This window comes from Nocardioides sp. AE5 (genome assembly GCF_031844485.1).
Lineage (GTDB): Bacteria > Actinomycetota > Actinomycetes > Propionibacteriales > Nocardioidaceae > Nocardioides.
This window is the reverse complement of record NZ_JAUZVI010000014.1, coordinates 60,401-85,656: the sequence shown is the minus strand read 5'-3', so window position 1 is coordinate 85,656 and position 25,256 is coordinate 60,401. Positions and strand designations below refer to the sequence as shown.

Below are 25,256 nucleotides of genomic sequence, written 5' to 3'. Positions count from 1 at the left end.
GGTTGCGTCGCGAACGCTCAATTCTTGATGTCCGAAAGCTCAATTGTTGATGTGGTGGTGGGGGCCGTTCAGCCGCGGACCCAGGCCTCGGGGCGCCGCGCATAGAGCTGCTTGCCGCGCGCGGAACGCGGCATGGACCTCCGCCAGCTCATCGAGCCAGGCCTGCCTTGCGGCGCCCTTGAGCTGGTGCTTGCGGACCACGATCACGTGCCAACCCAGGCTGCGCAGCCACTCGCGCCGCTGCTCGTCGTACTCGCGGCGGTCGTCGCCGTGGAACTCCTCGCCGTCGTACTCAATGGCGATGCGCAGGTGGCGGTAGCCGAGGTCGAGGCGCACGTGGATTCCATCGACCGTCACGTCGACCTGCGGCTCGGGCGCCGGCAGGCCGTATTCGATGATGGCGGCCCGCAGCCACGATTCGCCTGCCGATTCCGCAAGGGCGGTCGCCAGGGTGGACAGTTCGCGGGCCTGGGTCACGCCCCGGCGCCCTCCGTGGCGGCCGAGTTGGGCGACGTACTCCTGGGCAGTCAGCCCGCACTCGCGACAGAAGCCGTCCAGCGTTGCCAACGCCTGCCACCTCCCGCGCCGGCAGGCCAGATCGATCGCGGTCCGCGCCGGCGTGGTCACCCGTACGCCGTGGAGGGTGACGATCTCGTCGGGCCTGAGGGCGCGGCGCACTCCCTTCACGCCGGCGCGTCGGGGCGGCGTCTGGTCGGGAGGTACGGCGACCTCCAGGTCGGTGATCGTGAAGCGCTCGTCGGGGGCGTGCACGTCGACGCCCCACAGCCAGGCGGCGGAGCGGTCACACAGCACCATGCCGTCGCCGAGCACCAGGGCGGCGCACTGTGCGCGCAGGTGGCGGGAGTCGGGCAGTTCCGTAGTGCAGTAGACCCCGGTGAGTACGCGGCGTACCCGCCCATCGCGGAGCCAGCGACGCACGGTGAAGTCGCTGATCTCGAGGTCGTGGCGCTGGGACCAGTGGAAGGGTTCATCAGGTGGCATCAACATGGAAGAACGCTTGCCGCCGTGGGGGCTGATAAACAGCGATCTGCTGGCCTGTGGATAACTCGGTCGGGTGGGCGTCGGCGCCACGTCAATGAGTGAGCTTTCGCGCGTCAACGATTGAGCGTTCGCGCATCAATGAGTGAGCGTTCGCGACGCAACGATTGAGCGTTCGTGTCAGGAGAGCGGTGACATCAGGGTGCGCAGCAGCGCGGCGAGCTGGGTCCGATCCCGATCCGGGAGGTCGGCCAGCAGGGCCCGCTCGGAGTCGAGCAGTTCCTCGAACGCCGCATCGACCCGTTCCTTGCCCTCGGGGGTGAGCCGGACCAGGACGCCGCGCCGGTCGTTGGGGTCGGGCAGCCGCTCGACGAGGTCGCGGTTGGCGAGCCGGTCGACGCGGTTGGTCATCGTCCCGCTGGTCACCAGGGTCTCGCGGATCAGGCGCCCCGGTGAGAGTTCGTAGGGCTCTCCGGCGCGACGCAGCGCGGCGAGTACGTCGAACTCCCACGGCTCGATCTGGTGGGTGGTGAACGCCTGGCGGCGGGCGAGGTCGAGCAATTTGGAGAGCCGGCTGATCCGGCTGAACACCTCGACGGGGGACAGGTCGAGGTCGGCGCGCTCGCGCTGCCAGGCTTCGACCAACTCGTCCACTTCGTCCTGCATGGAGACACTCTAACGGATTCATCAAGAATCTTGACATCGAGATAGAAGCGCGGGACGCTGGTCCAGAACTATCTTGACATCAAGACACTTTGGAGGACCGGGATGAAGTGGGATCCACGCCGCTACCTCACGTACGCCGACGAGCGGGGCCGCCCGTTCTTCGACCTGCTCGCACGCGTCAATGCGGTCGACCCGACCACCGTCGTCGACCTCGGCTGCGGCCCGGGCAACCTGACCGCGACCCTGGCCGAGCGGTGGCCCGGCGCCCGCATCCACGGGGTCGACTCCAGTCCCGAGATGATCGCCGCCGCCCCCGACGCGGAGCGGGTCACCTTCGCCGTCGCCGACCTGCGCGCCTGGCTCGACGATGCGGAACCGGTCGACGTCCTCCTGTCGAATGCCACCCTGCAGTGGGTGGACGGGCACCTCGACCTGCTGCCCCGGCTCGCCACCCGGGTCCGTCCCGGCGGCTGGCTCGCCTTCCAGGTGCCCGGCAACTTCGTCGAGCCCAGTCACGCGATCTGCACCGAGCTCGCCGCCGAGCCGCAGTACGCCGCGCACCTGGCCGGCATCGCGGTGCCCGCCGCCCACGACCCGGCCGACTACTACCGGGTGCTCGCCGGCCAGGGCATGCGCGTCGACGCCTGGGAGACGACCTACCTGCACGTGCTCCACGGACCCGACGCGGTCTTCGACTGGGTCAGCGGCACCGGCGCCCGCCCCACCATCCAGGCGCTCCCGGACGAGCTGCGTGAGGAGTTCGTCGCGGAATTCAAGGCGCGGTTGCGGGCGGCGTACCCCGACGACGGCGGCGGTGTGCTGCTCCCGTTCCGCCGCGTCTTCGCCGTCGCCCACCGGAGCGGGGAGGCGCAGTGAGGCTGCACCACGTCCAGGTCTCCTGCCCGCCCGGCGGCGAGGATGCGGCGCGCCGCTTCTGGGGCGAGGGCCTCGGCATGGCGGAGGTGCCCAAGCCGGCCGCACTCGCCGCGCGCGGTGGCTGTTGGTTCCGTGGGTACGACGCAGGCGGTGCGGTGAGCGCCGAGGTGCACGTCGGCGTCGAGGAACCGTTCACCCCGGCACGCAAGGCGCACCCTGCCCTGCTGCTCGACTCGGTTGCCGAACTCGAGGCCGCGGCTGGGCGCCTGGCCGACGGCGGGTTCGCGGTGGACTGGAGCGAGCGGCACACGTTCGACGGGCACGAGCGCTGCCACGTCCGCGACGCGCACGGCAACCGGGTGGAGCTGCTCGCCTGAGACGGGCCGTACGCCGAGCCGGCGTCAGGGCGCGTCGATCGTCGGCTTCCGTTCCAGACCGGAGAGGCCGTTCCAGGCCAGGTTGACGATGTGCGCGGCGACCACGTCCTTGGCCGGCTTGCGGCCCACCGAGAGCCACCACTGCCCGGTGGTGCCGACCATCCCGACCAGCATCTGCGCATACATCGGGGCAGTCTTCGCCTCCAGTCCGCGCTTGCGGAACTGGTCGACCAGGATGCCCTCGACCCGGGTCGCCACGTCGCCGATGATCGACTGGAAGCTGGCGCCCTGCGATCCCATCGGCGAGTCGCGGACCAGGATCCGGAACCCCTCCGGCCGGGTGTCGATGTAGTCCAGCAGCGTGATCGCGGCCTGCTCCAGTAACTGGCGCGACGTACCCGTGGTGAGCGAGGCGCGCATCATCGTCAGCAGCGTGGTGACCTCGCGGTCGACCACCACCGCATAGAGGCCCTCCTTGCCGCCGAAGTGCTCATAGACGACCGGCTTGGAGACCTGCGCCTGCAGGGCGACCTCCTCGATGGCGGTGCCGTCGAAGGCGCGATCGGCGAAGAGCTCGCGAGCGATGGTGATGAGTTGCTCACGGCGCTCGGCAGCGGTCATCCGGGTGCGCGGCGTGCTCTTGCGGGGGGTGCTCACCCGGCCATCCTGCCATCCATGCGAGGCCCGCCGCGGCGCGTCGTACGGCGGGCGGGGTGCGCGGGCCTCTGTGTGCCGAGGCGGCGTCAGTTGACGCCGCCTCGGCGCGAGAAAGCGTCAACTCGTGCCGGTTCGGCGCCGTACGGCGTCAACTCGTGCCGGCTCGGCGGGTCAGGCGGGGGTGAGCTGGTTCCTCTTCAGCTTCGCGTCAATGCGCTCGGCCACCGGCCAGCGGACGTCGTGGACCCAGCCGGCCTTCTCGAAGAGCCAGATCAGCCGGGCGGAGGAGTCCAGTTGCCCGCGCAGTACGCCGTGGCGTGCGCAGGTCGGGTCGGCGTGGTGCAGGTTGTGCCACGACTCGCCGCCCGACGGGATCGCCAGCCACCACACGTTGGAGGACTTGTCGCGCGAGAGGAAGGGGCGCTCGCCGATGGTGTGGCAGATCGAGTTGATCGACCAGGTGACGTGGTGCAGCAGTGCCACCCGGACCAGGGTGCCCCAGAAGAAGGCGGTCAGCGCGCCCTGCCAGGACCAGGTGACCAGGCCGCCCAGCGCGGCGGGGAGCAGCAGGCTGATCAGCGTCCAGAGCCAGAAGAGCCGGCTGATCCGGACCACGTCGGGATCCTTCATCAGGTCGGGGGCGTACTTGCGCTGCGGGGTCTGCTCCTCGTCGAAGAGCCACATCATGTGGGCGTGGAACATGCCCTTGGCCAGGGCCCCGATCGAGGTGCCGTACTTCCACGGCGAGTGCGGGTCGCCGTCGCGGTCGGAGAACTTGTGGTGCTTGCGGTGGTCGGCGACCCAGCGGACCACGGGGCCCTGGATCGCCATCGACCCGGCGATGGCCAGGGCGATCTTCAGGCCCCGGTTGGGCTTGAACGACTTGTGCGTGAAATAGCGGTGGTAGCCGACGGTGATGCCGAAGAGGCCGATGGCATACATCACCACGGCGATGACCACGTCGCTCCAGCCGAGCCAGCCGCCCCAGGCGACCGGGATCGCCGCGACCAGGGCGGCGAAGGGGACGAGGATGAACAGGGCCAGGGTGACCTGCTCGAGCAGCGACTGCTGGTCGCTGCCCATGGTTGCCCGCTCCGGGATCCCGGTGTCGGCTTCGGAGGTTGTTGCCACGGTGCTCCCCAACGTGTCATGCAGGTGCGGTTCGAACAGGACAAAACTAACCTACGGTGCCGTAGGTTGGCGCCCCGGTGTGGCTCGCGGCACATTCCACAACTGATTACTGACCGGTAGCCTTCAGGCATGGTCACCATCCTGGACATGTGGAACAAGATGTCGGCAGTGCCGATGGGCAAGAAGGCGTTCTCCGTGGCGTTCAGCCAGAAGGCTCCTTACTTCGCCACCATTCGCCCGACCTTCCAGGTCGTCGAGCCGAACCACGTCGAGCTCACCATCCCCAAGCGGCGCGCGGTGCACAACCACATCGGCACCGTCCACGCGATCGCGCTGTGCAACGGCGCCGAGGCCGCGATGGGTGCACTCGCCGAGGTGACCATCCCCAAGGACAAGCGGTGGATCCCCAAGGGGATGGACATCAACTACACCGCCAAGGCGGACTCGGACATCACCGTGGTCGCCGAGACGGATCCCGAGCAGTGGACCGGTGACGACCCGGACCTGCACGTGCGGGTCAAGGCCATGACCGCATCCGGCGTGGAGTGCTTCAACGGTGTCATCAAGCTCTGGGTGACCCCGAAGCCCGCAAAGTCCTGAGCCACGTGGCGGGGCCGCCGTTCGGCCACGAAGACCCGTTCCGGCACGAAGACTGAGGCCGGTGCAAAGGCTCAGGCCGGCGCGCCCGTCTTCGCCTCGCCAACCATCGGCATCGAGAGCGCCTTCTTCTCGCCCACGAACTTCTTCTGGACCAGGGTGGCCAGCGAGGTCAGGATCAGGTTGAGCACGATGTAGAGCGCGGCCAGCACCATGATCGTCGGCACGTGGTTCTGGAAGCCGCCCTGATAGATCTGCTTGCCGACCGCGGTCAAGCCGGGCGCGGCGATGGCATAGCCGAGGCTGGTGTCCTTCAGCGCCACCACGCACTGGCTGATGATCGAGGGCAGCATGATCTTCACGGCCTGGGGGAGCAGGACGATCGTGTTGACCTGCGTCTTGCGCATGCCCAGTGCGTACGCCGCCTCTCCCTGTCCCTTGGGCACGGCCTGGATGCCGGCCCGGAAGACCTCGGCCAGCACGGCGCCGTTGTAGAGCATCAGGGCGATCACCACGCTCCAGAAGGCGCCGGACGTGCCGCGGCTGATCCCGAAGGTGAAGAAGATCAGGATCATCAGCAGCAGCACCGGCACGGCCCGGAAGAACTCCACCACTGCCCAACTCGGCCAGCGGACCCAGGCATGGTCGGAGAGTTTCCCGAGGCCGAAGACGACACCGAAGACAACCGCGAGGATCACCGCGAAGACTGCCATCTGCACGGTCTGCCACACGCCGTTGACCAGGAGCGCCCGGATGTAGTCCGGGGTGAAGAACGGCTCCCACCGCGAATAGCTGAACTGGTCCTTGTCATAGAGGCGATAGATCGAATAGCCCAGCAGCCCGAGCACGCCCAAGGCGCCGATCACGGTGTAGATCCGATGCCGGGCCCGGGTCTTGGGGCCGGGGTTGTCGAACAGGACGCTTGCGCTCATCGGGCTGCACTCCATCGACGCTCGAGCCGGTTCGCGGCAAAGGAGACGATCTCGACCAGGAGCACGAAGATCAGGGCGAAGACCAGGAAGATCGCCACTCGCTCGCTGGCGTGGTCATTGGTGAAGGAGCGCATCCGGGCGAACGCCTCGGTGACCCCGAAAGCACCGGCGATCGTGGTGTTCTTCAGCATCGCGATCTGCACGCTGGCCAGCGGCGGGACCGAGGCCCGAAACGCCTGGGGAAGCACCACCTGGGACATCACCCCGGTGAAGGGGAGCCCGATCGCACGTGCCGCCTCGGCCTGACCCAGGGGCACCGCGTTGACGCCGGAGCGGATCGCCTCGCACACGAACGTGGAGGTGTAGAGGGTCAACGAGACCACGGCTGCGGTGAAGAAGTTGGTCATCCGGATGTCGCCCCACACGATCTCCACGAAGGTGAAGTTCAGTCCGATCTTGGGGGCGCCGATCCGGAAGAACATGAAGATGATCAGCAGCGGGGTGTTGCGGACCAGGCTGACGAAGATCGCCGTGCTGACGCTCAGCACCTTGATCGGCCCCACCCGCATCGCCGCCAGGAAGGTGCCCAGGATCATCGAGAGCACGCCCGAGATCAGGAAGAGCAGGATGGTGTGCGCGAACGCCAGAGCCACCAGTTCGCGATTCTCGATGATCACGCCCACGCGGGATCAGTCCTTCCGTCGGGGGAGCGGGGGCAATCCGCTGCGGGTTGCCCCCGCTCCTCGTCGATCTGCGCCGCGGCGGCGCCGGCGGGTTCAGTTGCGCGGTGCCAGCGCCCGGAGCAACGCGGGTGAGGGTCTCACTGGCAGGCGTCGAGTTCGGGCACCTCAGGCACCTCGGAGCCGGACTTGCCCAGCGTCAACTCGAAGGCCTCGGCCCAACTGCCGTCCTCGAAGGACTTCTTGAGCACGCCGTTGATCCAGCCGCACATCTCCGGATAGTCCTGCGAATAGCCGATCCCGATCCGCTCCTGGGAGAACATGTCGCCAACGACCTTGAGTTCGCCCTCGTACTGCGCGGCGAGTCCCATCAGGATCGCGCCGTCGGTGGACATCGCGGGCACCGATCCGTTCACCACGTCCTCGGCGCAGGCCGAATAGGTCTCCGCCGGTACGCCGATCGCCCCGGCCTCCTCGACATTCTTCAGTGAGGTGGACCCGGAGACCGAGCAGACCTCGACGCCCACCAGGTCCTCGATCCCGGTCACGTCGCTGTCGATCGGGACCAGGACCTGCTGGCCGGTGATCATGTAGGGCCCGGTCTGGCCCACGACGGTGCGCCGGTCGTCGGTGATCGAGTACGACGCCAGCACCATGTCGACCCGCTTCTCCTGGAGATAGGGCTCGCGGTTGTCGGAGATGGTCTCCTCCCAGGTCACGTTGTTCGAGGCCGGGTCGATGCACAGGTCGGCAATGAGCAACTTGGCGATCTCGATGTCGAAGCCGGTCGGCCGGTCGGCCGTCGCGTCCTTGTAGCCGAGTCCCGGCTGGTCATATTTCACGCCGACCGTGATCTCACCCGCCTCGGCGAGCTCGGCCATCCGCGAGCCCTCCTCGAACTTGCCGTCGCAGTCGTCGGCGGCCTCGACGGTGCGGCCGTCATCGTCGTTGCCGGCCTCACCGCAGGCAGCCAGGAAACTGACGCCGAGCAGCAACCCGGCCACGACGGCCATCCCCTTCCGGCCGATCCCAATGGTCCTGGTGCGCATCCTGATCTCCTTCTCCTGTGGGTGGTGTTCAGTGCTTCAGGATCTTCCCGAGGAAGTCCTTGGCGCGATCGCTCTGCGGGTTGGTGAAGAACTCCTCGGGGGTGTTCTCCTCGACGATGGCCCCGTCGGCCATGAAGATGACGCGGTCGCCGGCGGTGCGGGCAAAGCCCATCTCGTGAGTGACCACGACCATGGTCATCCCGTTCTTGGCCAGATCGACCATGACGTCGAGGACCTCCTTGATCATCTCCGGGTCCAGTGCCGAGGTCGGTTCGTCGAAGAGCATCACCTTCGGCTCCATGGCCAACGCCCGGGCGATGGCGACACGCTGCTGCTGGCCGCCGGAGAGCTGGGCCGGATATTTCGCGGACTGGTGGTCGATGCCGACGCGCTGGAGCAACTCGTGTGCCTTGGCCTCCGCCTCAGTCCTCGACTTCTTGCGCACCTTGACCGGGCCCAGCGTCACGTTCTGCAGGATCGTCTTGTGGGCGAAGAGGTTGAAGCTCTGGAAGACCATCCCGACGTCGGCGCGGAGCCCGGCCAGGGCCTTGCCCTCCTGGGGGAGTGCCTGACCGTCGAGGCTGATCGTGCCCTGGTCGATCGTCTCCAGGCGGTTGATGGTGCGGCACAGCGTGGACTTCCCGGACCCGGACGGACCGATCACCACGACCACCTCGCCGCGTCGGATGGTCAGATTGATGTCCTGGAGCACGTGGAGGTCGCCGTACCACTTGTTCACCCCGTCGAGGACCACCAAGGGCTCGCCGGGGGTGGCTTCGGTCTCTTTGCTCTGCACCGAGGTCATTGCGGCAACCTAACCGGTTGATGTGATCCGGACCACAAAATGGCGCGGTTTGGCGAGAGCCGAGACCGAATCGTTGCCTTCTCGTGTCTGGTGGCGCGCCTACCCGTCGCAGACGGCGTACTGCTCGAGGGCTGACAGCATGCGCCCGTCCTTCGTGACCAGGGCGCCGAATCCCACCATGGCCTGGGCGGCGATCACGTGTGCCGCCAGATGTCCGACGCTGGCTTATGACCTCGGCGCGCCGCGCCGTACGCTTGAGACGCCATGACTGAAGCAGCAACGCGCACCTACGAGGTCAAGACCTACGGGTGCCAGATGAATGTCCACGACTCCGAGCGGCTCACCGGACTCCTCGAGGACGCCGGGTACGCCGCGGCCCCCGAGGGTGAGCAGGCCGACGTGGTCGTCTTCAACACCTGCGCGGTGCGCGAGAACGCCGACAACAAGCTCTACGGCAACCTCGGACACCTCGCCCCGGTCAAGGCGAAGAAGCCCGACCTGCAGATCGCGGTCGGCGGGTGCATGGCCCAGAAGGACCGCGACACCATCCTCAAGCGGGCGCCGTGGGTCGACGTCGTCTTCGGCACCCACAACATCGGCTCGCTGCCAGCCCTGCTCGATCGGGCCCGCTCCCAGGCCGAGGCGCAGGTCGAGATCCTCGAGTCCCTGGAGGTGTTCCCCTCCACGCTGCCGACCAAGCGGGACTCGGCGTACGCCGCCTGGGTCTCCATCTCGGTCGGCTGCAACAACACCTGCACCTTCTGCATCGTCCCGTCGTTGCGCGGCAAGGAGAAGGACCGCCGCCCCGGCGAGATCCTCGCCGAGATCGAGGCACTGGTCGCCGATGGCGTCAGCGAGATCACCCTGCTGGGCCAGAACGTCAATGCGTACGGCGTGGAGTTCGGCGACCGGCAGGCCTTCTCCAAGTTGCTCCGTGCCTGCGGCGAGATCGAGGGCCTGGAACGGGTCCGGTTCACCTCCCCGCACCCGGCGGAGTTCACCGACGACGTGATCGAGGCGATGGCCGAGACGCCCAATGTGATGCCCAGCCTGCACATGCCGCTGCAGTCCGGCTCCGACAAGGTGCTGCGCGACATGCGTCGCTCCTATCGGCAGGCGAAGTTCCTCGGCATCCTGGAGAAGGTGCGGGCCGCGATCCCCGATGCTGCGATCACCACCGACATCATCGTCGGCTTCCCCGGTGAGACCGAGGAGGACTTCCTCGAGACGATGCACGTGGTCCGTGAGGCGCGGTTCTCCGGCGCGTTCACCTTCCAGTACTCGATCCGTCCCGGCACACCCGCTGCGGACCTGCCCGACCAGATCGAGCCGGCCGTGGTCGCCGATCGCTACCAACGCCTGGCTGCGCTGGTCAACGAGATCGCGTGGGAGGAGAACAAGCGCCTCGTCGGCAAGCGGGTGGAACTGCTCGTCTCCGAGGGAGAGGGCCGCAAGGACTCCGCGACGCAGCGGATGTCCGGGCGTGGCCCGGACAACCGGTTGGTCCACTTCAACCCGGAACTGGGTCCGGATGCCGCGGCGTCCGCGGACGCGGGATGGCCAATCCGTCCGGGAGACGTGGTCACCGTCGAGATCACCCGCGGTGCCCCGCACCACCTGCTCGCTGAGGGACCCGTCCTGGCTGTACGACGTACCCGTTCCGGCGACGCCTGGGAGGGCCGGTCCGCAGCACCCAAGGGCGTCGGCCTCGGGATGCCGACCATCGGCGTCCCGGCGCCGCTGCCGGACGCCCCCGCCTGCGGTGCCTGAGTCCCCGGGACGGGCAAAGAGGCGGAGGCCCGCCGTCAGCGTGTGACCGCGGACCCCCGCCTCATTCGGATCAGGCCGGTGTTCGGTTGGCCTGATGCCTGCGGGGCTCGGCTCCGGCAGACCTCGTACCTCGGCCTACCTGCGCCTCCCTCCTCAGATCAGGCCGTGATCGCCTCCTTGGCGTCCACGGAGCCGATCTCGATCTTGCGCGGCTTGGCCTTCTCCGCGACCGGGATGTTCAGGCGGAGCACGCCCGCGTCGTAGGCGGCCTCGATCCGGTCCAGGTCGAGGTTGTCGCCGAGGACGAGCTGGCGGCTGAAGGCTCCCTTGCTGCGCTCGGAGGCGAGCATCTCCCAATCGCCGTTCCGGGCGGTGCGCTCTGCCCGCACGGTCAGCACGTTGCGCTCGATGTCGAGATCGATCGCCTCGGCGCTGACCCCGGGCAGATCGAACTCGAGCACGAAGGTGTCGCCTTCGCGCCAAGCATCCATCGGCATCACGGAGGGGCGATTCGTGGTGCCCATGAGCTGCTGGGTCAGGCGGTCGAACTCGCGGAACGGGTCGGTGTTGCGGATCAACATCATGGGTCCTCCTTCGTTGTGGGATGGCCACTGAATCTGTATCAGTGGTTATAGGTTTTTTATAGCATAGGGTAGAGATCGAGCCAAGCGAGGAGGACAGGATGGAAGAAGCACACGTGGGTGTCTTCGCCATCTCCGTGGCGGCCGACATGGCCTCCATGCAGGTGCAGAACCTCAGGGTCTATGAACGGCGTGGCCTCGTCTCGCCTGGCCGGACCCCCGGGGGCACCCGGCGATACAGCCACAACGACGTCGCTCGCCTGGTCCGGATCGGTGAACTGCTCGCCGAGGGACTCAACCTCGCCGGCATCGAGAAGGTGCTCGCGCTCGAGGAGGAGGTCGCCCGGCTGCGGCTCCTGATCTCCGTGCGGTGATCAAGCGACCTCGCCCCGTTTGTCATGTCGTCTGCTGTCACCAGGTGACTGCAACCGACATGGTTGTGCCTCCACATAGAGGCGCCAGTCGGCCGGGGTGCATGCCGGACAGGTGCGCGGCTCGCCGTCCCAACCGCGCCGTTGCAACAGCAGCGCGATCCGGGCCGCCGTCCGGCAGGCGCGCAGGTGGACCTGCCCCCATCCCGCTCGCACTGTGGCCAGGCCGTCCACGGCCGCGTCCAGGTCACGATCCAGGTCGACATCACGCCGGTGTGCGCCGGAGTGGAAGATCCGCCCGTCCAGTTCGACGACCTGGTCGAACTCCTCATAGAGCACGTCGCGATAGAGCGTGCCGCGCGACAGGTCGATCGCCTGCCGCACCGCCACCGGCAGCCCGTGGGGCCGCTCGACGCGGGTGAGGTAGCCGTGCTCCAGCACCGAGCAGGTGCCCTGCGCGACATCGGTGAGGACCCGCTCCAGGAAACGGCGTCGGGCGATCCGCTCCCGCCCGGCCAGGGCCTTGAGCAACCGGGCAGCCGTGGTCTGCCGCTCCGAGACGACCTGGGCAAGCACGGCCACCGCATCGAAGTCCGAGGACGCCGCCGCAGCCACGTCCAGCGCCGCCTCCTCGATCCGCATCCGTGGTGGGGAGCGGTTCCAGTGCACCCGTGAGGACAGGTGGGCGGTGCGATGCAGCACCACCCCCTCGGGCACCACGACCTTCCGGCCGGGGCCGATCGCCACGTGCAACAAGCCCTCCCCAGCGCCATCGCGACGCCCGGGCCCGTTGGCCGCCCGCAGCGCAGAGTCGTGGGACAGTGCCGCTGGCCAGGCCGCCAGCACGGCAGCCCAGGAGCGTTGGTGCCAGGTGAGTGCACCGGTGTGCGCGACATAGACGCCCGGGTGCACGATCGCCAGCCGGCGATTGCGGACCAGGCGACGCAGGTCGTTGTCGTCCAGACCGCACTCGTGGGCCTGGCGGCGGCTGATCAGCTGGTCCTGATTGAGGAGGATATCGGCGATGCGTTCCATGCCCCGATGCTCCGCCGGTCCGGAGGCGTCCGCCACGGGGTCGCCGCAACCTGTGGAGAACTGCCGATTCCACGCTCAACTGCCGTGTCGTTTGCTGTCATGTGGTGACAGTGAAGGACACCGCAACCAGGGCAGCGGCCCACCTCCGGCCTCACTCCTCGCCGTCAGGCTGGCTCTTCGGAGCGACCTTCCTCGCCAGCGTCCAGGTCCTCGGAGCCCTCCTCGGGCTCCTGCTGCTTGTCGTCGGGCTCCTTGACCTCCTCGGGAGCGACGTCCTCGACGGCCGGGTTGCGGTCGGGGTCGAGGTCGCGCGGCACCGGAGCGCCGGGGGTGTCGCCGTACTTCGGGTCGTCCAGGGAGTCCGCGCCGCCCGGGGTGATCTGCGGCTCCTCGGCTGCCGGGGTGGGGGTGTTCTCGCTCATCGTCATCTCCTCGCTCGATCGTGTGGTCCGTGGGTCAGAATCCGTGGGTCGTGTAGGGCGCCACCCGGCCTCCGCGCAGCGCCTCCAGGGTGGCCCGCTCATGGGGCACCACCGGGTCCGGCAGCGCGGACAGGGCGAACCAGTCCAGCCCGGCGCACTTCTCGGGCTCGATGATCCGCGGCTCGCCCGACCAGGCACGGGCAGTGAAGAAGAAGTCGATCCGCTCGTCGATCGGGTCGGCGCCCTGGGTGCGGTGCATCGAGGTGAGGAACTCCAGTTCCACGTCCTTGATGCCCAGCTCCTCGAACGCCTCCCGCTCCGCCGCGACGTACGCCGTCTCCCCGCGTTCCACGTGGCCCGCAGCCGCCGCAGCCCAGTGGCCGTCCATGTATCCGGTGCCCTGGCGCAACTGCAGCAGCACCTCGGTGCCCTGGGCGCCCTCGCGCAGCAGGTACACATAGGAGGCGGGCACGACGACGAACCGGTTCATGACATTGACCCTACCCATGCGCGCTCCCCGCGGCCCGGGGGCGACGCCACAGGGTTTGACTTCACCTTGACATGAACATGCATGCTCGGTGCCATGACTGAGAACGAACAGACCCCGGCTGCGCACTGGGAGGCCCGATACACCGCGGACGGCAAGGACCAGATCTGGTCCGGGCGCGTCAACACCACCGTCGCCGACGTGGCCGCCACGCTCACCCCGGGCAGGTCGCTGGACCTGGGCTGCGGCGAGGGCGGCGACGTGGTCTGGTTGGCGGAACAGGGCTGGCAGGCCACCGGCGTCGACATCTCGCCGAGCGCGGTCGCGCGGGGCCGCGCCGCAGCAGCGGCGGCCGGGGTCGAGGCGATCTTCGAGGCGACCGACCTGACCGAATGGCGGACGCAGGACGAGTTCGACCTGGTCACCGCAACCTTCTTCCACTCCCAGGTCGAATTGGAGCGGACCCGGATCCTGCGGTATGCCGCCAGCCGGGTCGCCGCGGGCGGACATCTCCTGGTGGTCTCGCACGCCGGGTTCCCGCCGTGGGCCCGAGCGCACGATGAGGAAGGTCACGAGGGACACCGTCACTCCCATGACTTCCTCACCCCCGAGCAGGAGATCGCGGAGCTCGATCTCGATGCGGGCTCGTGGCGCACGGTGCTCGCCGAGACGCGTACTCGCGATGCCGTCGGCCCGGACGGCGAGGAGGCGGTGCTGGAGGACGGGGTGGTCCTGCTGCGGCGTACCGCCTGAGGCCTGCGCGTCGCGGGCATCGCACTACGGGCCACGCGGCGCGCATCGCACGGGGCCACGTCGCGCCCGTCGCACGGGGTAACGTCGCGCGCATCGCACTACCGCGCCCTTGTGTTGGCTTTGCACCCCGCTGGCGAGGTGCACAGGCGCATGGACCGGGCTTTACAAGGGGCCGAGCCGGCTCTACAAGGGAGCCGGCCGGGTGGAGCAGCCCGGAAATGCACGAGGGGCCCGGGAAGTCCCGGGCCCCTCAGGCTTGGCGCAGGCAGGTCACTTGACGTCGCCGTCGGCCTTGCCGTCGAGCTTGTCCAGCGCCTCCTTCGCCTTGTCCACCGCGGTGTCGGCCTTGTCGCCTAGCTTGCCGCCGGTCTTGTCGTTGACGAAGTCCTTGGCCTTGTCGAGGCCGTCACCGATCTTCTCGCCGTGCTTGTCGACGGCGTCGGCGGCCTTGTCCTTGATGTCGCCGCTCTTGCCCTTGAGCTTGTCGAGGAATCCCATGTGCTTCTCCTTCGTTCCAGCCGTGACGGTCGTGTCCGCGGCCCGAGATGTTGACTCTGGAAGACTAGGCCCCATGTCCGATTCATCCCAGCCACCGGACGCAGTGCCGGTGATCGCCGTGGTCGGGCCGACCGCGGCAGGGAAGACGGACCTCTCCCTGGCACTCGCCGAACGGCTCGGCGGCGAGGTGGTCAACACCGACGCGATGCAGGTCTATCGCGGGATGGACATCGGCACCGCCAAGCAGCCGCCCGACCAGCGCCGCGGCATCACCCACCACCTGCTCGACTTCCTCGACATCGACCAGGTGGCCTCGGTGGCGGAGTTCCAGGCGCTGGCCCGCGCCACCATCACCCGGCTCCGCGACGCCGGTACGACGCCGATCCTGGTCGGCGGCTCGGCGCTCTACACCCGCGCCGTGCTCGACGAGTTCGCGTTCCCCGGCACCGATCCCGACGTACGCCGCCGGCTCACCGATGAGCTGGAGCGCGTCGGGTCCGGCGTACTCCATGAGCGCCTGGCGACGCTGGACCCCGATGCTGCCGCAGCCATCCTGGCCTCCAACGGACGTCGGATCGTACGGGCGCTCGAGGTGATCGAGCTGACCGGTGAGAAGTTCAGCGCCACCTTGCCGCGCCTGGCGTACGCCGTGGCGAACGCGCACCAGATCGGCGTCGCGATCGACCGGGCCACGTTGCACCAGCGGATCGAGCGCCGGGTGGACGCGATGTTCGAAGCAGGCTTCGTCGACGAGGTCGCTGCCCTGGTGGAGCGGGGGTTGGCCGGGGCCCGGACCGCGAGTCGCGCGATCGGCTATCCGGAGGTGATGGCGCACCTGCGGGGCGAACTCACCGAGGCGGAGGCCCGGGAGCGGACCGTGATCGCGACGCGCCGCTTCGCGCGCCGCCAGGACCAGTGGTTCCGCAAGGACCCGCGGATCACCTGGCTGGCCTGGGACGACCCCGACCTGGCCGACAAGGCAGCGGCCCTGGTCCCACGAACGCTCACTCATTGATGCTCGAAAGCTCAATCCTTGATGCCGTTACGACAACGATTGAGCTTTCGGACCACAACGACTGAGCGTTCGGAGCGCAACGAGTGAGCGTTCGTGGGGACGTGGAAGGATGGGCGGCGTGAGTGAGTACGACTTCGTCAAGGGACACGGCACCGAGAACGACTTCATCCTGGTCCCGGACGCCAGCGGCAAGATCGAGCTGAGCCCCGCCCAGGTGGTCCGGCTCTGCGACCGCCGGGCCGGGATCGGCGCCGATGGCGTGATCCGGGTCGTGCGCACGGACGCGACCGACGACCCGGCGGCGGTCGCGGCGCGCGGCGAGGCGCGGTGGTTCATGGACTATCGCAACGCCGACGGCTCCGTCTCCGAGATGTGCGGCAACGGGGTCCGCGTCCTCGCCCTCTACCTGGCCACCCACTCCACGATCGACCCGCGCGAGCCGCTCAAGGTGGCCACCCGCGCCGGCATCAAGACGGTCACCTTCTCCGTCGACGACGAGATCGAGGGCGGCATCGCGATCACCGTCGACATGGGCGAGCCCTCCTTCGGGCCCGAGTCGAAGGTCGGTGTCGGCGAGCGCACCTGGGCGGCGGTGAACGTCGACATGGGCAATCCGCACGCGGTGGCCTTCGTCGACGACCTGGCCGAGGCCGGCGACCTGCTCACCGAGCCGGCGTACGACGCGGAGGTCTATCCGCACGGCGTCAACATCGAGTTCGTCACCCGCCAGGGCGACCACCACGTCGCGATGCGGGTCCACGAGCGCGGGTCGGGCGAGACCCGCTCGTGCGGCACCGGTGCCTGTGCGGTGATGGCGGCGACCGCGCTGGCCGACGGCGCCGAGCGGGGTACGCCGTACGTCGTCGACGTGCCGGGCGGTCGGCTGCGCATCGAGTGGACCGACGACAACCGGATCCTGATGACCGGCCCGGCCCGGATCGTCGCCGAGGGCACCACCACTCTCTGAGGGCACTCCCAACGCAGGGCGACACCCACTAGGCTCGCTCCATGGCCGACGTCTTGCTGGTGACCTGCGCCGGGCTGCCCGATGGCGAGCCGCGCGGCGACCTGCTGGTCGACGCCTTCGCGGCCCGCGGTACGACGGCGCGCTGGGTGGCCTGGGACGACGCGGAGGTCGACTGGGCCGGCGCCGGTGCGGTCTGCCTGCGCTCCACCTGGGACTACGACGCCCGGTACGACGAGTTCCTGGCGTGGGCGCGCCGGATCGAGGCGGCCGGGGCGCACCTGCTCAACGGTGCCGGGCTGTTTGCCTGGAACACCGACAAGGCCTACCTGCCCGAGCTCGCTGCCGCCGGCGTACCGGTGGTGCCGACGATCGTGGTGGACGGCGAGGAGGAGTTGCCGCCCGCGATCGCCGAGTTCTTCACGGCCGTGGTCAAGCCGCGTACGGCGGCGGGCGGGCGTGGCGTGGTGGTCTTCGACATGGCCGACGGAGGCCCCGGCGACCTGGACGAGTCCCAGCTCTCGCCGGGCCCGTGGGTGGTGCAGCCGCTGGTCGAGTCGATCCACGACGAGGGGGAGTGGTCGGTCTTCGTGCTCGGCGGTGAGGTGGTCTCGGCGAGCAGGAAGGTGCCGGCCGCCGGCGACATCCGGGTGCACGAGGAGTACGGCGGATCCATGGTCGCCGCGACTCCCTCGGCGGAGCATCGTGAGGTGGCCGAGCGCGCCGTACGGGCCGCGCAGCGACTGTGCGGCGTCGAGCTTCCCTATGCCCGCGTGGACCAGATGCGCCTGGCCGACGGGACCTGGGCGGTCAGCGAACTGGAGGTCACCGAGCCGAGCCTCTACCTCGACGTGCTGCCCGACAACGCGGGCCGGTTCGCCGACACCGTGCTGGCCCACCTGGGACGCCCCTGACCGGACCCCGGGTCGCCTTGCACTCTCAGGGGTCGAGTGCTAAACATGGGGCTGGCACTCTCACCATGAGAGTGACAACAAACGGGACCGGTGAGTTGAGGTCCGAAGCGTCGGCGGGAAGGGTCCGCCGGGTCAGCCGGATCGTCCGTCGCGGGCAGCTCCCCGACTCCGTTCCAACTCTTATGCAGCAAGGAACGCAGGAGTTATGCCGAAGCTGATTGCTTTCAACGAAGAGGCGCGCCGCGGCCTCGAGCGGGGCATGAACACCCTCGCCGACGCCGTCAAGGTGACGCTGGGCCCCAAGGGTCGCAACGTCGTCCTGGAGAAGAAGTGGGGCGCCCCCACGATCACCAACGACGGTGTCTCGATCGCCAAGGAGATCGAGCTCGAGGACCCCTACGAGAAGATCGGCGCCGAGCTGGTCAAGGAGGTCGCCAAGAAGACCGACGACGTCGCCGGTGACGGGACGACCACGGCCACCGTGCTCGCCCAGGCGATGGTCCGCGAGGGTCTGCGCAACGTGGCCGCGGGTGCGAACCCGATGGGCCTCAAGCGTGGCATCGAGGCCGCTGTCGAGGCCGTGTCCTCGCAGCTCCTCGGCATGGCCAAGGACATCGAGACCAAGGAGCAGATCGCCTCTGCCGCCACCATCTCCGCAGGTGGCGACACCACCGTCGGTGACGCCATCGCCGAGGCGATGGACAAGGTCGGCAAGGAAGGCGTGATCACGGTCGAGGAGTCGAACACGTTCGGCATCGACCTTGAGCTCACCGAGGGCATGCGGTTCGACAAGGGCTACATCTCGGCCTACTTCGTCACCGACCCGGAGCGGATGGAGACCGTCCTGGAGGACGCCTACATCCTGATCGCCAACCAGAAGATCTCCAACGTCAAGGACATGCTCCCGGTCCTGGAGAAGGTCATGCAGTCCGGCAAGCCGCTGCTGATCCTGGCCGAGGACGTCGACGGCGAGGCCCTGTCCACCCTCGTGGTGAACAAGATCCGTGGCACCTTCAAGTCCGCTGCCGTCAAGGCGCCGGGCTTCGGTGACCGCCGCAAGGCCATGCTGCAGGACATCGCGATCCTGACCGGCGGTCAGGTCATCTCCGAGGAGGTCGGCCTCAAGCTCGAGTCGACCGGCCTGGAGCTGCTCGGCCAGGCCCGCAAGGTCGTCATCACCAAGGACGAGACCACCATCGTCGAGGGTGCCGGCGACCAGGCCCAGATCGAGGGTCGGGTCAACCAGATCCGCGCCGAGATCGAGAAGTCGGACTCCGACTACGACCGCGAGAAGCTGCAGGAGCGCCTGGCCAAGCTGGCCGGCGGTGTTGCGGTGATCAAGGTCGGCGCGGCCACCGAGGTCGAGCTCAAGGAGCGCAAGCACCGCATCGAGGACGCCGTCCGCAACGCGAAGGCCGCCGTCGAGGAGGGCATCGTCGCCGGAGGTGGCGTGGCGCTGGTCCAGGCTGCCGCCACCGCGTTCGACAAGCTCGAGCTCTCCGGTGACGAGGCCACGGGTGCCAACATCGTGCGCGTCGCCACCGAGGCCCCGCTCAAGCAGATCGCGATCAACGCCGGCCTCGAGGGCGGCGTCATCTCGGAGAAGGTCCGCAACCTGGAGTCCGGCCACGGGCTCAACGCGGCCACCGGTGAGTACGTCGACATGATCGCCGCCGGCATCATCGACCCGGCCAAGGTGACCCGCTCTGCCCTGCAGAACGCGGCCTCCATCGCGGCCCTGTTCCTGACCACCGAGGCCGTCGTTGCCGACAAGCCGGAGAAGGCTGCCCCGATGGGCGACCCGTCCGGTGGCATGGGCGGCATGGGCGGCATGGACTTCTGATCCGCACCAGCACCAGGCGAACGGCCCCGGGGATCCCCCGGGGCCGTTCGGCATTTCCGGGTGCGCGCGGGGCTGTTTCCGTGTCCGGCGTTGAATGGCGTGCCTACACTCGTGCCATGCGCAGATCACTCCTCGTCGTCCCCGCCGTGCTGGCGGCCCTGGCCGTGACCGGTTGTGGGGACAAGGAAGTCCAGAACACGTCCGGCGAGCCGACCGGCGACCCGACGTCGTCGTCTGCGCCCGCGACGCCCAACTCCGCAAAGATCAGCGAGGAGGAGTTCTGCGACAACATCGTGGCAGTCATCTCCTCGACCGACGCGAGCAAGGACCCGCTGGTGGACCTGCTCTCCGACGGGATGCCCGCGGAGATGTCGCCCGAGGCCACGGCCGGCGTTCAGGTCCTGATCGACAACGCCGGCAAGATGTCCGACCCCAAGGACGTCTTCAAGGTCTACCAGGACCTCCCCGAGGCGGACCAGGAGTCGCTCCAGGCGCTCGGCATGTACGTCGGGACGGCGTGCGGCGAGCAGATGCTCAAGCAGATGGTGGCGCTGCTGCCCAGCGAGGTTCCCGAGGGGCTGAAGTCGCTGAGCCCCGAGGACCTGCCCTCGCAGTTGCAGGAGCTCCTGCCTTCGGAGTTGCCGTCCGAGCTGAAGGGGATCATCCCCGAGGAGCTGGCGACCCTGATCCCCCAGGAGTGGCTCGAGCTGGTCCCCGAGGAATATCGGGAGCTCTTCGAGTCGCCGGCTCCGTCGGCGACCCCGACCGTCTGACTGCTGTCGGTCCGCTTCTCAGGCGTGCGGCTATCAGTCCATCCAGGTGATCGACTGATACTCACTCATTGCGCATTCCGCCGAGTGGAGCGATGACAGGCGCATTACCAGAGGCCGGCGACACCCGGGCGGCTTATCCATAGTGGTCGCGATACCAACGGGTGTGGCCTTTGCCTTGGGCATGTCCGCGTGGGGTCGCGCGTCAGGCCACCAGCGTAGACACCCGAACGTCCATGGGACGAAGTGCATGCATGTATCATTATCTGTATGCGAATCGTTTCAGAAGGCGGTGAGTGGGATGGAGACCCTGCGACCGGCGAGGGCTGCTGAGCGAGGCATGTCCCGAAGCGCCCTCTATCGGGCTGCCGCTGCGGGTGACTTCGAGCGCATCGCCCGCGGGCTCTACCGGCCGACCGACGCACCGCCCGCGGACTGGGACTGGCTCGAGGCCGCGAGTCGACGCGACGACGCGACGATCTGTCTGACCTCGGCGCTCGCCTATCACGACCTGACCGACGCCATCCCCGATGCGCTCGAGATCGCCATTCCGCGAGGCTCACGCATCCCGGTATCCGAGGGCGCGATCCGCTGGCATCTGTTCGCGCGTGAGTCCTTCGAGATAGGACGCGAGCAGATCGAGATCCCCGGCACCACGGAGACCATCGGGATCTATTCGCCACAGCGAACGATCGTCGACGCGTTCCGCCTTCGCGGCGCGCTCGGCTACGAGCTCGGACGTGACGCGCTCCGGGCATGGCTGCGCCGCGGTGGGAAGCCGGCTGACATCATGGACGTGGCCACACGGATCCCGCGATCCAAGGGGCCACTTCTCCACGCGCTGGAGTTGCTCGCGTGAGAGCAGAGCAGATCTTCCGCGAACTCCAGAATCTGGCGCGGGCAGAGGGCCGTTTGAACGGCAAGCCGACGCCTACCGCTGCGTACCTGATCCGTCATGGTCTGGAGTCCTTCCTCGCGCGACTCGCGCAGACGGATCACGCGGAGGACTTCATTCTCAAGGGCGGCATCCTGATCGGTGTGTACGGCGTTCGGCGGCCGACCAAGGACGTCGACGCCGAGGCCGTGTCCGCCAGTGTCACAGCAGCGCACATCGAGCAGATCGTCAATGACGTCGCCGCGATCGAAGTTGATGACGGGCTTGATTTTGATCTCGATTCTGTGAGCGTGGAGGAGATCCGTGAGACGGCCGACTACCCGGGTCTGCGGATGCGCGTCCGCGCCACCCTCGGTACGCAGCAGATCGCGATCGCTTGGGACATCTCGACTGGCGACCCCATCGTGCCCACGCCCAGGAAGGTACGTGTTGTACGCGTCATCGGCGAACCGATCGAGATGCTCGGCTACGCACCCGAGACGATTATCGCCGAGAAGGGTGTCACCATCCTCGAGCGAGGGACCACCAGCACCCGCTGGCGCGACTACGTCGACATCGCTCAACTGCCCGAGCACCACGAGATCGACCAAGGTCAACTGTTGGAGTCGGCTCGCGCCGTTGCGCGTTACCGACGAGTGGTTCTCCGGCCGATCGCGTCGGTGGTGGCGGGTTACGCCGCGACCGGTGACATGCAGGCGAAGTGGGCCGCCTGGCGCAGGAAAGTAGGCCTCGAAGGCATCAGCGAAGCCGACCTCGACGACCAGATGCGGCGCGTCGCTGCCGTTCTTGATCCGGTGTTGTCGCACGGGGCGCCGTGGTAGTCTGGTGGCACTGGGTTGGCGGAAACGTCTAGACCCACATGGTGGCGGGGGAAGTCCCCCGCCATTCATCTTCTCGGGGGGATCGTGGCTGAACTCAGCATCTTCATTGACGAGTCCGGACATTTCGATTCAGCCCGGACGGGCTATTACGTCCTCTCCATCGTGCTCCATGAGCAGCGGCACAGTATCGCTGAGGATGTCGCTGCTCTTGACGCGTCATTGATGAACCTTGGTTTCCCTGGCCGCCACGTCGTGCACTCCGGGGCCGCCATCCGGGGGGGAAGAGGGCTATCGCGGGATGGACATCGCCGAGCGCAAGGCGATCTTCACTCGTTTCCACGGTTTCGCACGTCGGGTGAACATCACCTACCAGCACTTCGTCTTCCGGAAGAAGGAGTTCGGCGACGCGCTCAAGCTCGAAGGCGCGTTGGCCCGTCAACCCGGCTTGTTCTTGCGCGAGAACGCCGAGTACTTCCTCGCCTTCGACAAGGTGATCGCCCATTACGACAACGGGCAGACCGAGGTCACGCGGACCCTGAACTCCGTGTTCAACGCGTTCTTCTTCGACGTCGACTTCCGCAACGTCAAGCCGAAGGACTACCGGCTGTTCCAAGCGGCGGACCTGTTCTGCACGCTCGAACTGTTGCGAGCCAAAGTCGAGGACAACGCCCTGTCGCGCTCCGACCTATTCTTCTTCCGGACCAAGCAGACATTGCAGAAGGACTACCTGCGCAAGATCGTCAAGAAGCGATTCCCCGCCCTCAGGTCCGGAAATTGATGGACGAGGGCAAGCTCGTCTTCCGCAAGGGTGATGGGCTGATATTCACCCGTTGAGCAGTTTGCCGAGCGGGGCGATGACGGTGCCGGAGTGTTCGCAGACCCAGTGCGGGTCGGGCCCGCCGAGCTCGGGCTCGATGTAGAGCGGGTGGGTGTCGTCATCGGCGCAGTGCGTGCACAACGGCCAGCGCCCGACGCGTTCGAGGAGCGCGTCCTGCACGTCCTGGGCGACCAGGCCGCCGACGTACACCGCTCCTTCGGGCCACTGCTCGGCCCACCAGCGTCGTTCGCTGACGGCATCCTCGAGGATCGAGACCACGTCGGCACTGGCCACGCCGGTTGCTTCGAGGTCGCGCATCACGAGCGCCCGTGCGGAGATCAACTGGTCGACCATGGCTCCATTGTGCGTCGGGCGTGGTTGGGCGCCGTGCGTGAGTACGACGCCGCCACCGCGGCAGTTCAGTCCTTCGGGGGCGGCGGATATACCCCGATCCCTGCGCGCACACGTGTCGACTGCAGGCTCACCGCGACCAGGCCCGTGGCGAGGATCGTTGCGGGCACGGCCCAGTGCAGATCGGTGAAGACGGCCAACGGCAAGGCCAGCACCAACGCCACCAACGTGATGATCCGGTTGATGTCGAGCGCGCGGGGCAGTCGCCGGGTGAGCGAGAACGCATCGGCGACCAGCGACACGTCGAAGTCGCGCATCGTGATGTCGGACGCGGGATCGTCCCCGACGGAGAGCGCGGCCTCGGCAGGTGCCTCCGCTTGGCCGGTGCAGGGGCCCACAATGGCGATGATCCGTCCCTGCTCCTGCAACTCGGCCACGAGGCCGCCGCGCTTCTCGGGTGCGGTCTCGGCCCAGCGCTGGGTGATGCCGGCGGCATCTGCCAGGCGGTCGGTGTCCCGGCTCGGCAAGTCGGTGACCAGGAGCGGCTCGATGGGTGCCTGCCTTCTATGGCTTCGTCGGCGATCTGGCCGGGGAGGACCTCTATGGCTCGTCTCCGTTTGGCGTTGCCCGACAGCTCATGGCGATGGGACTCGCCGCAGCAGTGCTTCTCGCTGCGCTGGGCGCCTCCTCGATCCGCGGTGCAGGATCCGAGCGACGAGGTGGAGCTGGCAGAACAACATGATTGAGCGACGTGGGCTCGAGCAGGTCGGGGGTCGAGCCCGACTCCTGATCAGCTGACGGGCTGGAGCCGCTTCGCTTCGAGCGTCGCGATCCGCTCCTCCAATTGCTGGATGGTTTCCCGCTGGTGGTTGAACTCCCACCGCACGTCGCGGTGGGCCTCACGAAGGTCCCTGACTTCTTGCTCAAGGGACACGATCCGGTCCCTGTTCCAATTCAGAAGGAATGTGAGCCTGTACAGCGTGTCATTGTCCATCCACCCATGGTTGCGCGGCCAGGCATGGGGCGCAATCCATGACATGCCCGGCGTACCCGACGACCATGGACACCTCCACCATCCAGCTGCAGATTTCTAGATGGCAGGTAAGTCGATCAACCAAGCCGACAGGCTCGGGTCGATGCCAGGCAGATCGAACTCAACGAATCCAGCGGATGAGACAAGCCGTTGGCTTGGCTGGTTCCGACGATCGATCAGGCCGAGCCCCCGCTCTCCAGGAGCCTGTGCGCTCATGATGCTGAGAGTGCAGTGCATTGGAAGCGTCGCAGAGCAGGATCGCACTCAGTTCGGTCAGCGAGCTGTCCTAGTGGCAGGGCAATGTAATAGTCGTGTGACATTCATAAATGTCGTCGTACTGTTACATGTATGGAATACCCGCTGAACACATGGTCGCGGTTGGGGCCCGCCGTACGGGACCGGCGTCGTGCTGCCGGCCTGACACAGGCAGAACTCGCTGACCGGGCCGGGGTGTCCCGCGCCTGGGTGATCCGGTTGGAACGTGGACTGGACAATGCCGAGCCTGCCCGGGTGCTGGCCGTGTTGCGCATCCTTGGCCTGGATCTGGTGTTGCGTGAACACCAGGTCTCCGAGGACGAGGACCTCCTGCGGGAGGTGCTCGGTGAATGAACTCCTCGTCGCGCTGAACGGACGAGAGCATCGGGGCCAGTTCCGGGATCGGTGGTAGTCGTGGCCCAATGGGCATCGGTCCGTTGAACGGCACGATCATGCAGATTTCTGGTTTGCCAGGGTGAACCAAGGCGGCGAAGGGCGCTAATCTGCGCGCAGATCAGGCAGGTGAGCTTGCTGCCGCCGTACTGGGACGACGAGAGCGCCTGGGGCTGCGCCAGGAGGAACTTGCCGAACTGGCCGGCTGCTCGCCGCGATTCGTCCATGCCATCGAAGCAGGCAAGAAGAGCCTCCAACTGGACAAGCTCGTCGCCGTCCTCGATGCGCTGGGCCTCCATCTCGCGATCAGCGAGGGAGGCTCCCCGCAGGTGACCACCTCGGCACCGCTCAAGTCAGACCTGCGGCTGGATCGGAGTGGCCGTGACGAGTGAAGCGGGGAGCGGAGCAGGGGTGGGCGACCTCGACGTGCGGGGCGTGGACCGTACCGACGTCTACAAGGCGGGAGCCCTGGCTGCTCACCTCACCCGGACCGCGCGGG

Annotated in this window: 32 protein-coding genes; 16 read left to right on the top strand and 16 right to left on the bottom strand. The window is 67.7% G+C overall.

The annotated features are described in order from the left end of the window. Positions 1 to 39: 39 nt before the first annotated feature. Together Q9R27_RS17490 and Q9R27_RS17485 are read right to left on the bottom strand one after the other, a co-directional pair. The gene (locus tag Q9R27_RS17490) at positions 40 to 1,008 is read right to left on the bottom strand and encodes a type IV toxin-antitoxin system AbiEi family antitoxin (RefSeq protein WP_311253686.1); all 969 of its coding nucleotides are present in this window, start codon (positions 1,006 to 1,008) and stop codon (positions 40 to 42) included. Between the two features lie 171 nt (positions 1,009 to 1,179). Further along, the gene (locus Q9R27_RS17485) at positions 1,180 to 1,665 is read right to left on the bottom strand and encodes a MarR family transcriptional regulator (RefSeq protein ID WP_311253685.1); all 486 of its coding nucleotides are present in this window, start codon (positions 1,663 to 1,665) and stop codon (positions 1,180 to 1,182) included. A 102-nt stretch (positions 1,666 to 1,767) separates the two neighbouring features. On the opposite strand from Q9R27_RS17485, the gene Q9R27_RS17480 reads away from it, so the two are divergent. Continuing rightward, a complete protein-coding gene (locus Q9R27_RS17480; RefSeq protein ID WP_311253684.1) occupies positions 1,768 to 2,541 on the top strand; it encodes a methyltransferase domain-containing protein in 774 nt (257 codons plus the stop codon). After that, positions 2,538 to 2,918, top strand: a complete 381-nt coding sequence (locus Q9R27_RS17475) for a VOC family protein (RefSeq protein WP_311253683.1) — start codon at positions 2,538 to 2,540, stop codon at positions 2,916 to 2,918. The genes Q9R27_RS17480 and Q9R27_RS17475 overlap by 4 nt, the downstream gene beginning before the upstream one ends. A gap of 24 nt (positions 2,919 to 2,942) precedes the next feature. Here Q9R27_RS17475 and Q9R27_RS17470 read toward each other — a convergent pair whose 3' ends face one another. Next, positions 2,943 to 3,539, bottom strand: coding sequence for a TetR/AcrR family transcriptional regulator (locus tag Q9R27_RS17470; protein WP_397220057.1), 597 nt, complete (start codon positions 3,537 to 3,539; stop codon positions 2,943 to 2,945). A gap of 207 nt (positions 3,540 to 3,746) precedes the next feature. Continuing rightward, a complete protein-coding gene (locus Q9R27_RS17465) occupies positions 3,747 to 4,706 on the bottom strand; it encodes an acyl-CoA desaturase (protein ID WP_311253681.1) in 960 nt (319 codons plus the stop codon). A 129-nt stretch (positions 4,707 to 4,835) separates the two neighbouring features. Here Q9R27_RS17465 and Q9R27_RS17460 point away from each other — a divergent pair, with 129 nt between their 5' ends. Continuing rightward, on the top strand, positions 4,836 to 5,306 hold the full coding sequence (locus tag Q9R27_RS17460) for a hotdog fold domain-containing protein (protein ID WP_311253680.1): 471 nt from the start codon (positions 4,836 to 4,838) through the stop codon (positions 5,304 to 5,306). A gap of 71 nt (positions 5,307 to 5,377) precedes the next feature. Here the strand turns inward: Q9R27_RS17460 and Q9R27_RS17455 are convergent, their stop codons facing one another. From Q9R27_RS17455 to Q9R27_RS17440, 4 genes are all read right to left on the bottom strand, one after another. Beyond that, a complete protein-coding gene (locus Q9R27_RS17455) occupies positions 5,378 to 6,235 on the bottom strand; it encodes an amino acid ABC transporter permease (RefSeq protein WP_311253679.1) in 858 nt (285 codons plus the stop codon). Further along, on the bottom strand, positions 6,232 to 6,918 hold the full coding sequence (locus Q9R27_RS17450; RefSeq protein WP_311253678.1) for an amino acid ABC transporter permease: 687 nt from the start codon (positions 6,916 to 6,918) through the stop codon (positions 6,232 to 6,234). Before Q9R27_RS17450 ends, Q9R27_RS17455 begins: the two co-directional genes overlap by 4 nt. Positions 6,919 to 7,055: 137 nt before the next feature. Further along, entirely contained in the window at positions 7,056 to 7,964 is a 909-nt protein-coding gene (locus Q9R27_RS17445; RefSeq protein WP_311253677.1) for a transporter substrate-binding domain-containing protein, read from the bottom strand. A gap of 28 nt (positions 7,965 to 7,992) precedes the next feature. Next, positions 7,993 to 8,769, bottom strand: coding sequence for an amino acid ABC transporter ATP-binding protein (locus Q9R27_RS17440; RefSeq protein ID WP_397220037.1), 777 nt, complete (start codon positions 8,767 to 8,769; stop codon positions 7,993 to 7,995). Between the two features lie 264 nt (positions 8,770 to 9,033). Between Q9R27_RS17440 and miaB the strand changes: the two genes are divergently transcribed. Next, entirely contained in the window at positions 9,034 to 10,539 is a 1,506-nt protein-coding gene (gene miaB / locus Q9R27_RS17435; protein ID WP_311253676.1) for a tRNA (N6-isopentenyl adenosine(37)-C2)-methylthiotransferase MiaB, read from the top strand. A gap of 158 nt (positions 10,540 to 10,697) precedes the next feature. Here the strand turns inward: miaB and Q9R27_RS17430 are convergent, their stop codons facing one another. Continuing rightward, a complete protein-coding gene (locus tag Q9R27_RS17430) occupies positions 10,698 to 11,120 on the bottom strand; it encodes an Hsp20 family protein (RefSeq protein WP_311253713.1) in 423 nt (140 codons plus the stop codon). Positions 11,121 to 11,221: 101 nt separating this feature from the next. On the opposite strand from Q9R27_RS17430, the gene Q9R27_RS17425 reads away from it, so the two are divergent. Beyond that, positions 11,222 to 11,494: a MerR family transcriptional regulator gene (locus Q9R27_RS17425; RefSeq protein WP_311253675.1), complete on the top strand. Its 273-nt coding sequence runs from the start codon at positions 11,222 to 11,224 to the stop codon at positions 11,492 to 11,494. Here the strand turns inward: Q9R27_RS17425 and Q9R27_RS17420 are convergent, their stop codons facing one another. The 3 genes from Q9R27_RS17420 to Q9R27_RS17410 form a co-directional block, all read right to left on the bottom strand. Then, the gene (locus tag Q9R27_RS17420; RefSeq protein ID WP_311253674.1) at positions 11,495 to 12,526 is read right to left on the bottom strand and encodes a hypothetical protein; all 1,032 of its coding nucleotides are present in this window, start codon (positions 12,524 to 12,526) and stop codon (positions 11,495 to 11,497) included. It abuts the gene before it with no gap. 164 nt (positions 12,527 to 12,690) lie between these two features. Next, positions 12,691 to 12,948 (bottom strand): hypothetical protein, encoded by a 258-nt coding sequence (locus Q9R27_RS17415; RefSeq protein WP_311253673.1) that lies wholly within the window; start codon positions 12,946 to 12,948, stop codon positions 12,691 to 12,693. Between the two features lie 34 nt (positions 12,949 to 12,982). Beyond that, positions 12,983 to 13,438, bottom strand: coding sequence for an NUDIX domain-containing protein (locus Q9R27_RS17410; protein WP_311253672.1), 456 nt, complete (start codon positions 13,436 to 13,438; stop codon positions 12,983 to 12,985). Between the two features lie 93 nt (positions 13,439 to 13,531). On the opposite strand from Q9R27_RS17410, the gene Q9R27_RS17405 reads away from it, so the two are divergent. After that, positions 13,532 to 14,188 carry a methyltransferase domain-containing protein gene (locus tag Q9R27_RS17405; RefSeq protein ID WP_311253671.1) on the top strand — a complete coding sequence of 219 codons (657 nt, stop codon included), beginning with the start codon at positions 13,532 to 13,534 and terminating at the stop codon, positions 14,186 to 14,188. 270 nt (positions 14,189 to 14,458) lie between these two features. Here the strand turns inward: Q9R27_RS17405 and Q9R27_RS17400 are convergent, their stop codons facing one another. Next, positions 14,459 to 14,686 (bottom strand): antitoxin, encoded by a 228-nt coding sequence (locus Q9R27_RS17400; protein WP_311253670.1) that lies wholly within the window; start codon positions 14,684 to 14,686, stop codon positions 14,459 to 14,461. A gap of 73 nt (positions 14,687 to 14,759) precedes the next feature. On the opposite strand from Q9R27_RS17400, the gene miaA reads away from it, so the two are divergent. The 8 genes from miaA (at position 14,760) to Q9R27_RS17360 (ending at position 22,686) form a co-directional block, all read left to right on the top strand. Beyond that, positions 14,760 to 15,701 carry a tRNA (adenosine(37)-N6)-dimethylallyltransferase MiaA gene (gene miaA / locus Q9R27_RS17395; protein ID WP_311253669.1) on the top strand — a complete coding sequence of 314 codons (942 nt, stop codon included), beginning with the start codon at positions 14,760 to 14,762 and terminating at the stop codon, positions 15,699 to 15,701. 109 nt (positions 15,702 to 15,810) lie between these two features. Then, positions 15,811 to 16,668, top strand: a complete 858-nt coding sequence (gene dapF, locus Q9R27_RS17390) for a diaminopimelate epimerase (protein ID WP_311253668.1) — start codon at positions 15,811 to 15,813, stop codon at positions 16,666 to 16,668. Between the two features lie 41 nt (positions 16,669 to 16,709). After that, positions 16,710 to 17,579: a hypothetical protein gene (locus tag Q9R27_RS17385; RefSeq protein ID WP_311253667.1), complete on the top strand. Its 870-nt coding sequence runs from the start codon at positions 16,710 to 16,712 to the stop codon at positions 17,577 to 17,579. 205 nt (positions 17,580 to 17,784) lie between these two features. Then, a complete protein-coding gene (gene groL / locus Q9R27_RS17380; protein WP_311253666.1) occupies positions 17,785 to 19,422 on the top strand; it encodes a chaperonin GroEL in 1,638 nt (545 codons plus the stop codon). A gap of 116 nt (positions 19,423 to 19,538) precedes the next feature. Beyond that, a complete protein-coding gene (locus Q9R27_RS17375) occupies positions 19,539 to 20,195 on the top strand; it encodes a hypothetical protein (protein WP_311253665.1) in 657 nt (218 codons plus the stop codon). Between the two features lie 298 nt (positions 20,196 to 20,493). Beyond that, entirely contained in the window at positions 20,494 to 21,051 is a 558-nt protein-coding gene (locus Q9R27_RS17370) for a type IV toxin-antitoxin system AbiEi family antitoxin domain-containing protein (RefSeq protein ID WP_311253664.1), read from the top strand. Continuing rightward, a complete protein-coding gene (locus Q9R27_RS17365; RefSeq protein WP_311253663.1) occupies positions 21,048 to 21,908 on the top strand; it encodes a nucleotidyl transferase AbiEii/AbiGii toxin family protein in 861 nt (286 codons plus the stop codon). Before Q9R27_RS17370 ends, Q9R27_RS17365 begins: the two co-directional genes overlap by 4 nt. 298 nt (positions 21,909 to 22,206) lie before the next feature. Next, complete coding sequence (locus tag Q9R27_RS17360; protein ID WP_311253662.1) at positions 22,207 to 22,686, top strand: DUF3800 domain-containing protein; 480 nt, start codon at positions 22,207 to 22,209, stop codon at positions 22,684 to 22,686. A 45-nt stretch (positions 22,687 to 22,731) separates the two neighbouring features. Here the strand turns inward: Q9R27_RS17360 and Q9R27_RS17355 are convergent, their stop codons facing one another. The 3 genes from Q9R27_RS17355 to Q9R27_RS17345 all read right to left on the bottom strand — a co-directional run bounded on the left by Q9R27_RS17355 (position 22,732) and on the right by Q9R27_RS17345 (position 24,070). Beyond that, positions 22,732 to 23,079, bottom strand: a complete 348-nt coding sequence (locus Q9R27_RS17355; RefSeq protein WP_311253661.1) for a hypothetical protein — start codon at positions 23,077 to 23,079, stop codon at positions 22,732 to 22,734. A 65-nt stretch (positions 23,080 to 23,144) separates the two neighbouring features. Then, entirely contained in the window at positions 23,145 to 23,603 is a 459-nt protein-coding gene (locus Q9R27_RS17350) for a hypothetical protein (protein ID WP_311253660.1), read from the bottom strand. A 263-nt stretch (positions 23,604 to 23,866) separates the two neighbouring features. Beyond that, entirely contained in the window at positions 23,867 to 24,070 is a 204-nt protein-coding gene (locus tag Q9R27_RS17345) for a hypothetical protein (protein WP_311253659.1), read from the bottom strand. Positions 24,071 to 24,457: 387 nt separating this feature from the next. Here Q9R27_RS17345 and Q9R27_RS17340 point away from each other — a divergent pair, with 387 nt between their 5' ends. Both Q9R27_RS17340 and Q9R27_RS18790 read left to right on the top strand, forming a co-directional pair. Further along, complete coding sequence (locus Q9R27_RS17340; protein WP_311253658.1) at positions 24,458 to 24,718, top strand: helix-turn-helix domain-containing protein; 261 nt, start codon at positions 24,458 to 24,460, stop codon at positions 24,716 to 24,718. 149 nt (positions 24,719 to 24,867) lie between these two features. Then, positions 24,868 to 25,149: a helix-turn-helix domain-containing protein gene (locus Q9R27_RS18790; protein ID WP_397220055.1), complete on the top strand. Its 282-nt coding sequence runs from the start codon at positions 24,868 to 24,870 to the stop codon at positions 25,147 to 25,149. The last annotated feature ends 107 nt before the right edge of the window (positions 25,150 to 25,256 follow it).

Bases quoted from the DNA above. Each gene is read 5' to 3' on its own strand.
- Q9R27_RS17490 (WP_311253686.1), bottom strand. From the start codon at position 1,008: ATGTTGATGCCACCTGATGAACCCTTCCACTGGTCCCAGCGCCACGAC.
- Q9R27_RS17485 (WP_311253685.1), bottom strand. From the start codon at position 1,665: ATGCAGGACGAAGTGGACGAGTTGGTCGAAGCCTGGCAGCGCGAGCGC.
- Q9R27_RS17480 (WP_311253684.1), top strand. From the start codon at position 1,768: ATGAAGTGGGATCCACGCCGCTACCTCACGTACGCCGACGAGCGGGGC.
- Q9R27_RS17470 (WP_397220057.1), bottom strand. From the start codon at position 3,539: ATGACCGCTGCCGAGCGCCGTGAGCAACTCATCACCATCGCTCGCGAG.
- Q9R27_RS17460 (WP_311253680.1), top strand. From the start codon at position 4,836: ATGGTCACCATCCTGGACATGTGGAACAAGATGTCGGCAGTGCCGATG.
- Q9R27_RS17455 (WP_311253679.1), bottom strand. From the start codon at position 6,235: ATGAGCGCAAGCGTCCTGTTCGACAACCCCGGCCCCAAGACCCGGGCC.
- Q9R27_RS17445 (WP_311253677.1), bottom strand. From the start codon at position 7,964: ATGCGCACCAGGACCATTGGGATCGGCCGGAAGGGGATGGCCGTCGTG.
- Q9R27_RS17440 (WP_397220037.1), bottom strand. From the start codon at position 8,769: ATGACCTCGGTGCAGAGCAAAGAGACCGAAGCCACCCCCGGCGAGCCC.
- miaB (WP_311253676.1), top strand. From the start codon at position 9,034: ATGACTGAAGCAGCAACGCGCACCTACGAGGTCAAGACCTACGGGTGC.
- Q9R27_RS17430 (WP_311253713.1), bottom strand. From the start codon at position 11,120: ATGTTGATCCGCAACACCGACCCGTTCCGCGAGTTCGACCGCCTGACC.
- Q9R27_RS17425 (WP_311253675.1), top strand. From the start codon at position 11,222: ATGGAAGAAGCACACGTGGGTGTCTTCGCCATCTCCGTGGCGGCCGAC.
- Q9R27_RS17420 (WP_311253674.1), bottom strand. From the start codon at position 12,526: ATGGAACGCATCGCCGATATCCTCCTCAATCAGGACCAGCTGATCAGC.
- Q9R27_RS17415 (WP_311253673.1), bottom strand. From the start codon at position 12,948: ATGAGCGAGAACACCCCCACCCCGGCAGCCGAGGAGCCGCAGATCACC.
- Q9R27_RS17410 (WP_311253672.1), bottom strand. From the start codon at position 13,438: ATGAACCGGTTCGTCGTCGTGCCCGCCTCCTATGTGTACCTGCTGCGC.
- Q9R27_RS17405 (WP_311253671.1), top strand. From the start codon at position 13,532: ATGACTGAGAACGAACAGACCCCGGCTGCGCACTGGGAGGCCCGATAC.
- Q9R27_RS17400 (WP_311253670.1), bottom strand. From the start codon at position 14,686: ATGGGATTCCTCGACAAGCTCAAGGGCAAGAGCGGCGACATCAAGGAC.
- miaA (WP_311253669.1), top strand. From the start codon at position 14,760: ATGTCCGATTCATCCCAGCCACCGGACGCAGTGCCGGTGATCGCCGTG.
- dapF (WP_311253668.1), top strand. From the start codon at position 15,811: ATGGGCGGCGTGAGTGAGTACGACTTCGTCAAGGGACACGGCACCGAG.
- Q9R27_RS17385 (WP_311253667.1), top strand. From the start codon at position 16,710: ATGGCCGACGTCTTGCTGGTGACCTGCGCCGGGCTGCCCGATGGCGAG.
- groL (WP_311253666.1), top strand. From the start codon at position 17,785: ATGCCGAAGCTGATTGCTTTCAACGAAGAGGCGCGCCGCGGCCTCGAG.
- Q9R27_RS17375 (WP_311253665.1), top strand. From the start codon at position 19,539: ATGCGCAGATCACTCCTCGTCGTCCCCGCCGTGCTGGCGGCCCTGGCC.
- Q9R27_RS17370 (WP_311253664.1), top strand. From the start codon at position 20,494: ATGGAGACCCTGCGACCGGCGAGGGCTGCTGAGCGAGGCATGTCCCGA.
- Q9R27_RS17360 (WP_311253662.1), top strand. From the start codon at position 22,207: ATGGACATCGCCGAGCGCAAGGCGATCTTCACTCGTTTCCACGGTTTC.
- Q9R27_RS17355 (WP_311253661.1), bottom strand. From the start codon at position 23,079: ATGGTCGACCAGTTGATCTCCGCACGGGCGCTCGTGATGCGCGACCTC.
- Q9R27_RS17345 (WP_311253659.1), bottom strand. From the start codon at position 24,070: ATGGACAATGACACGCTGTACAGGCTCACATTCCTTCTGAATTGGAAC.
- Q9R27_RS17340 (WP_311253658.1), top strand. From the start codon at position 24,458: ATGGAATACCCGCTGAACACATGGTCGCGGTTGGGGCCCGCCGTACGG.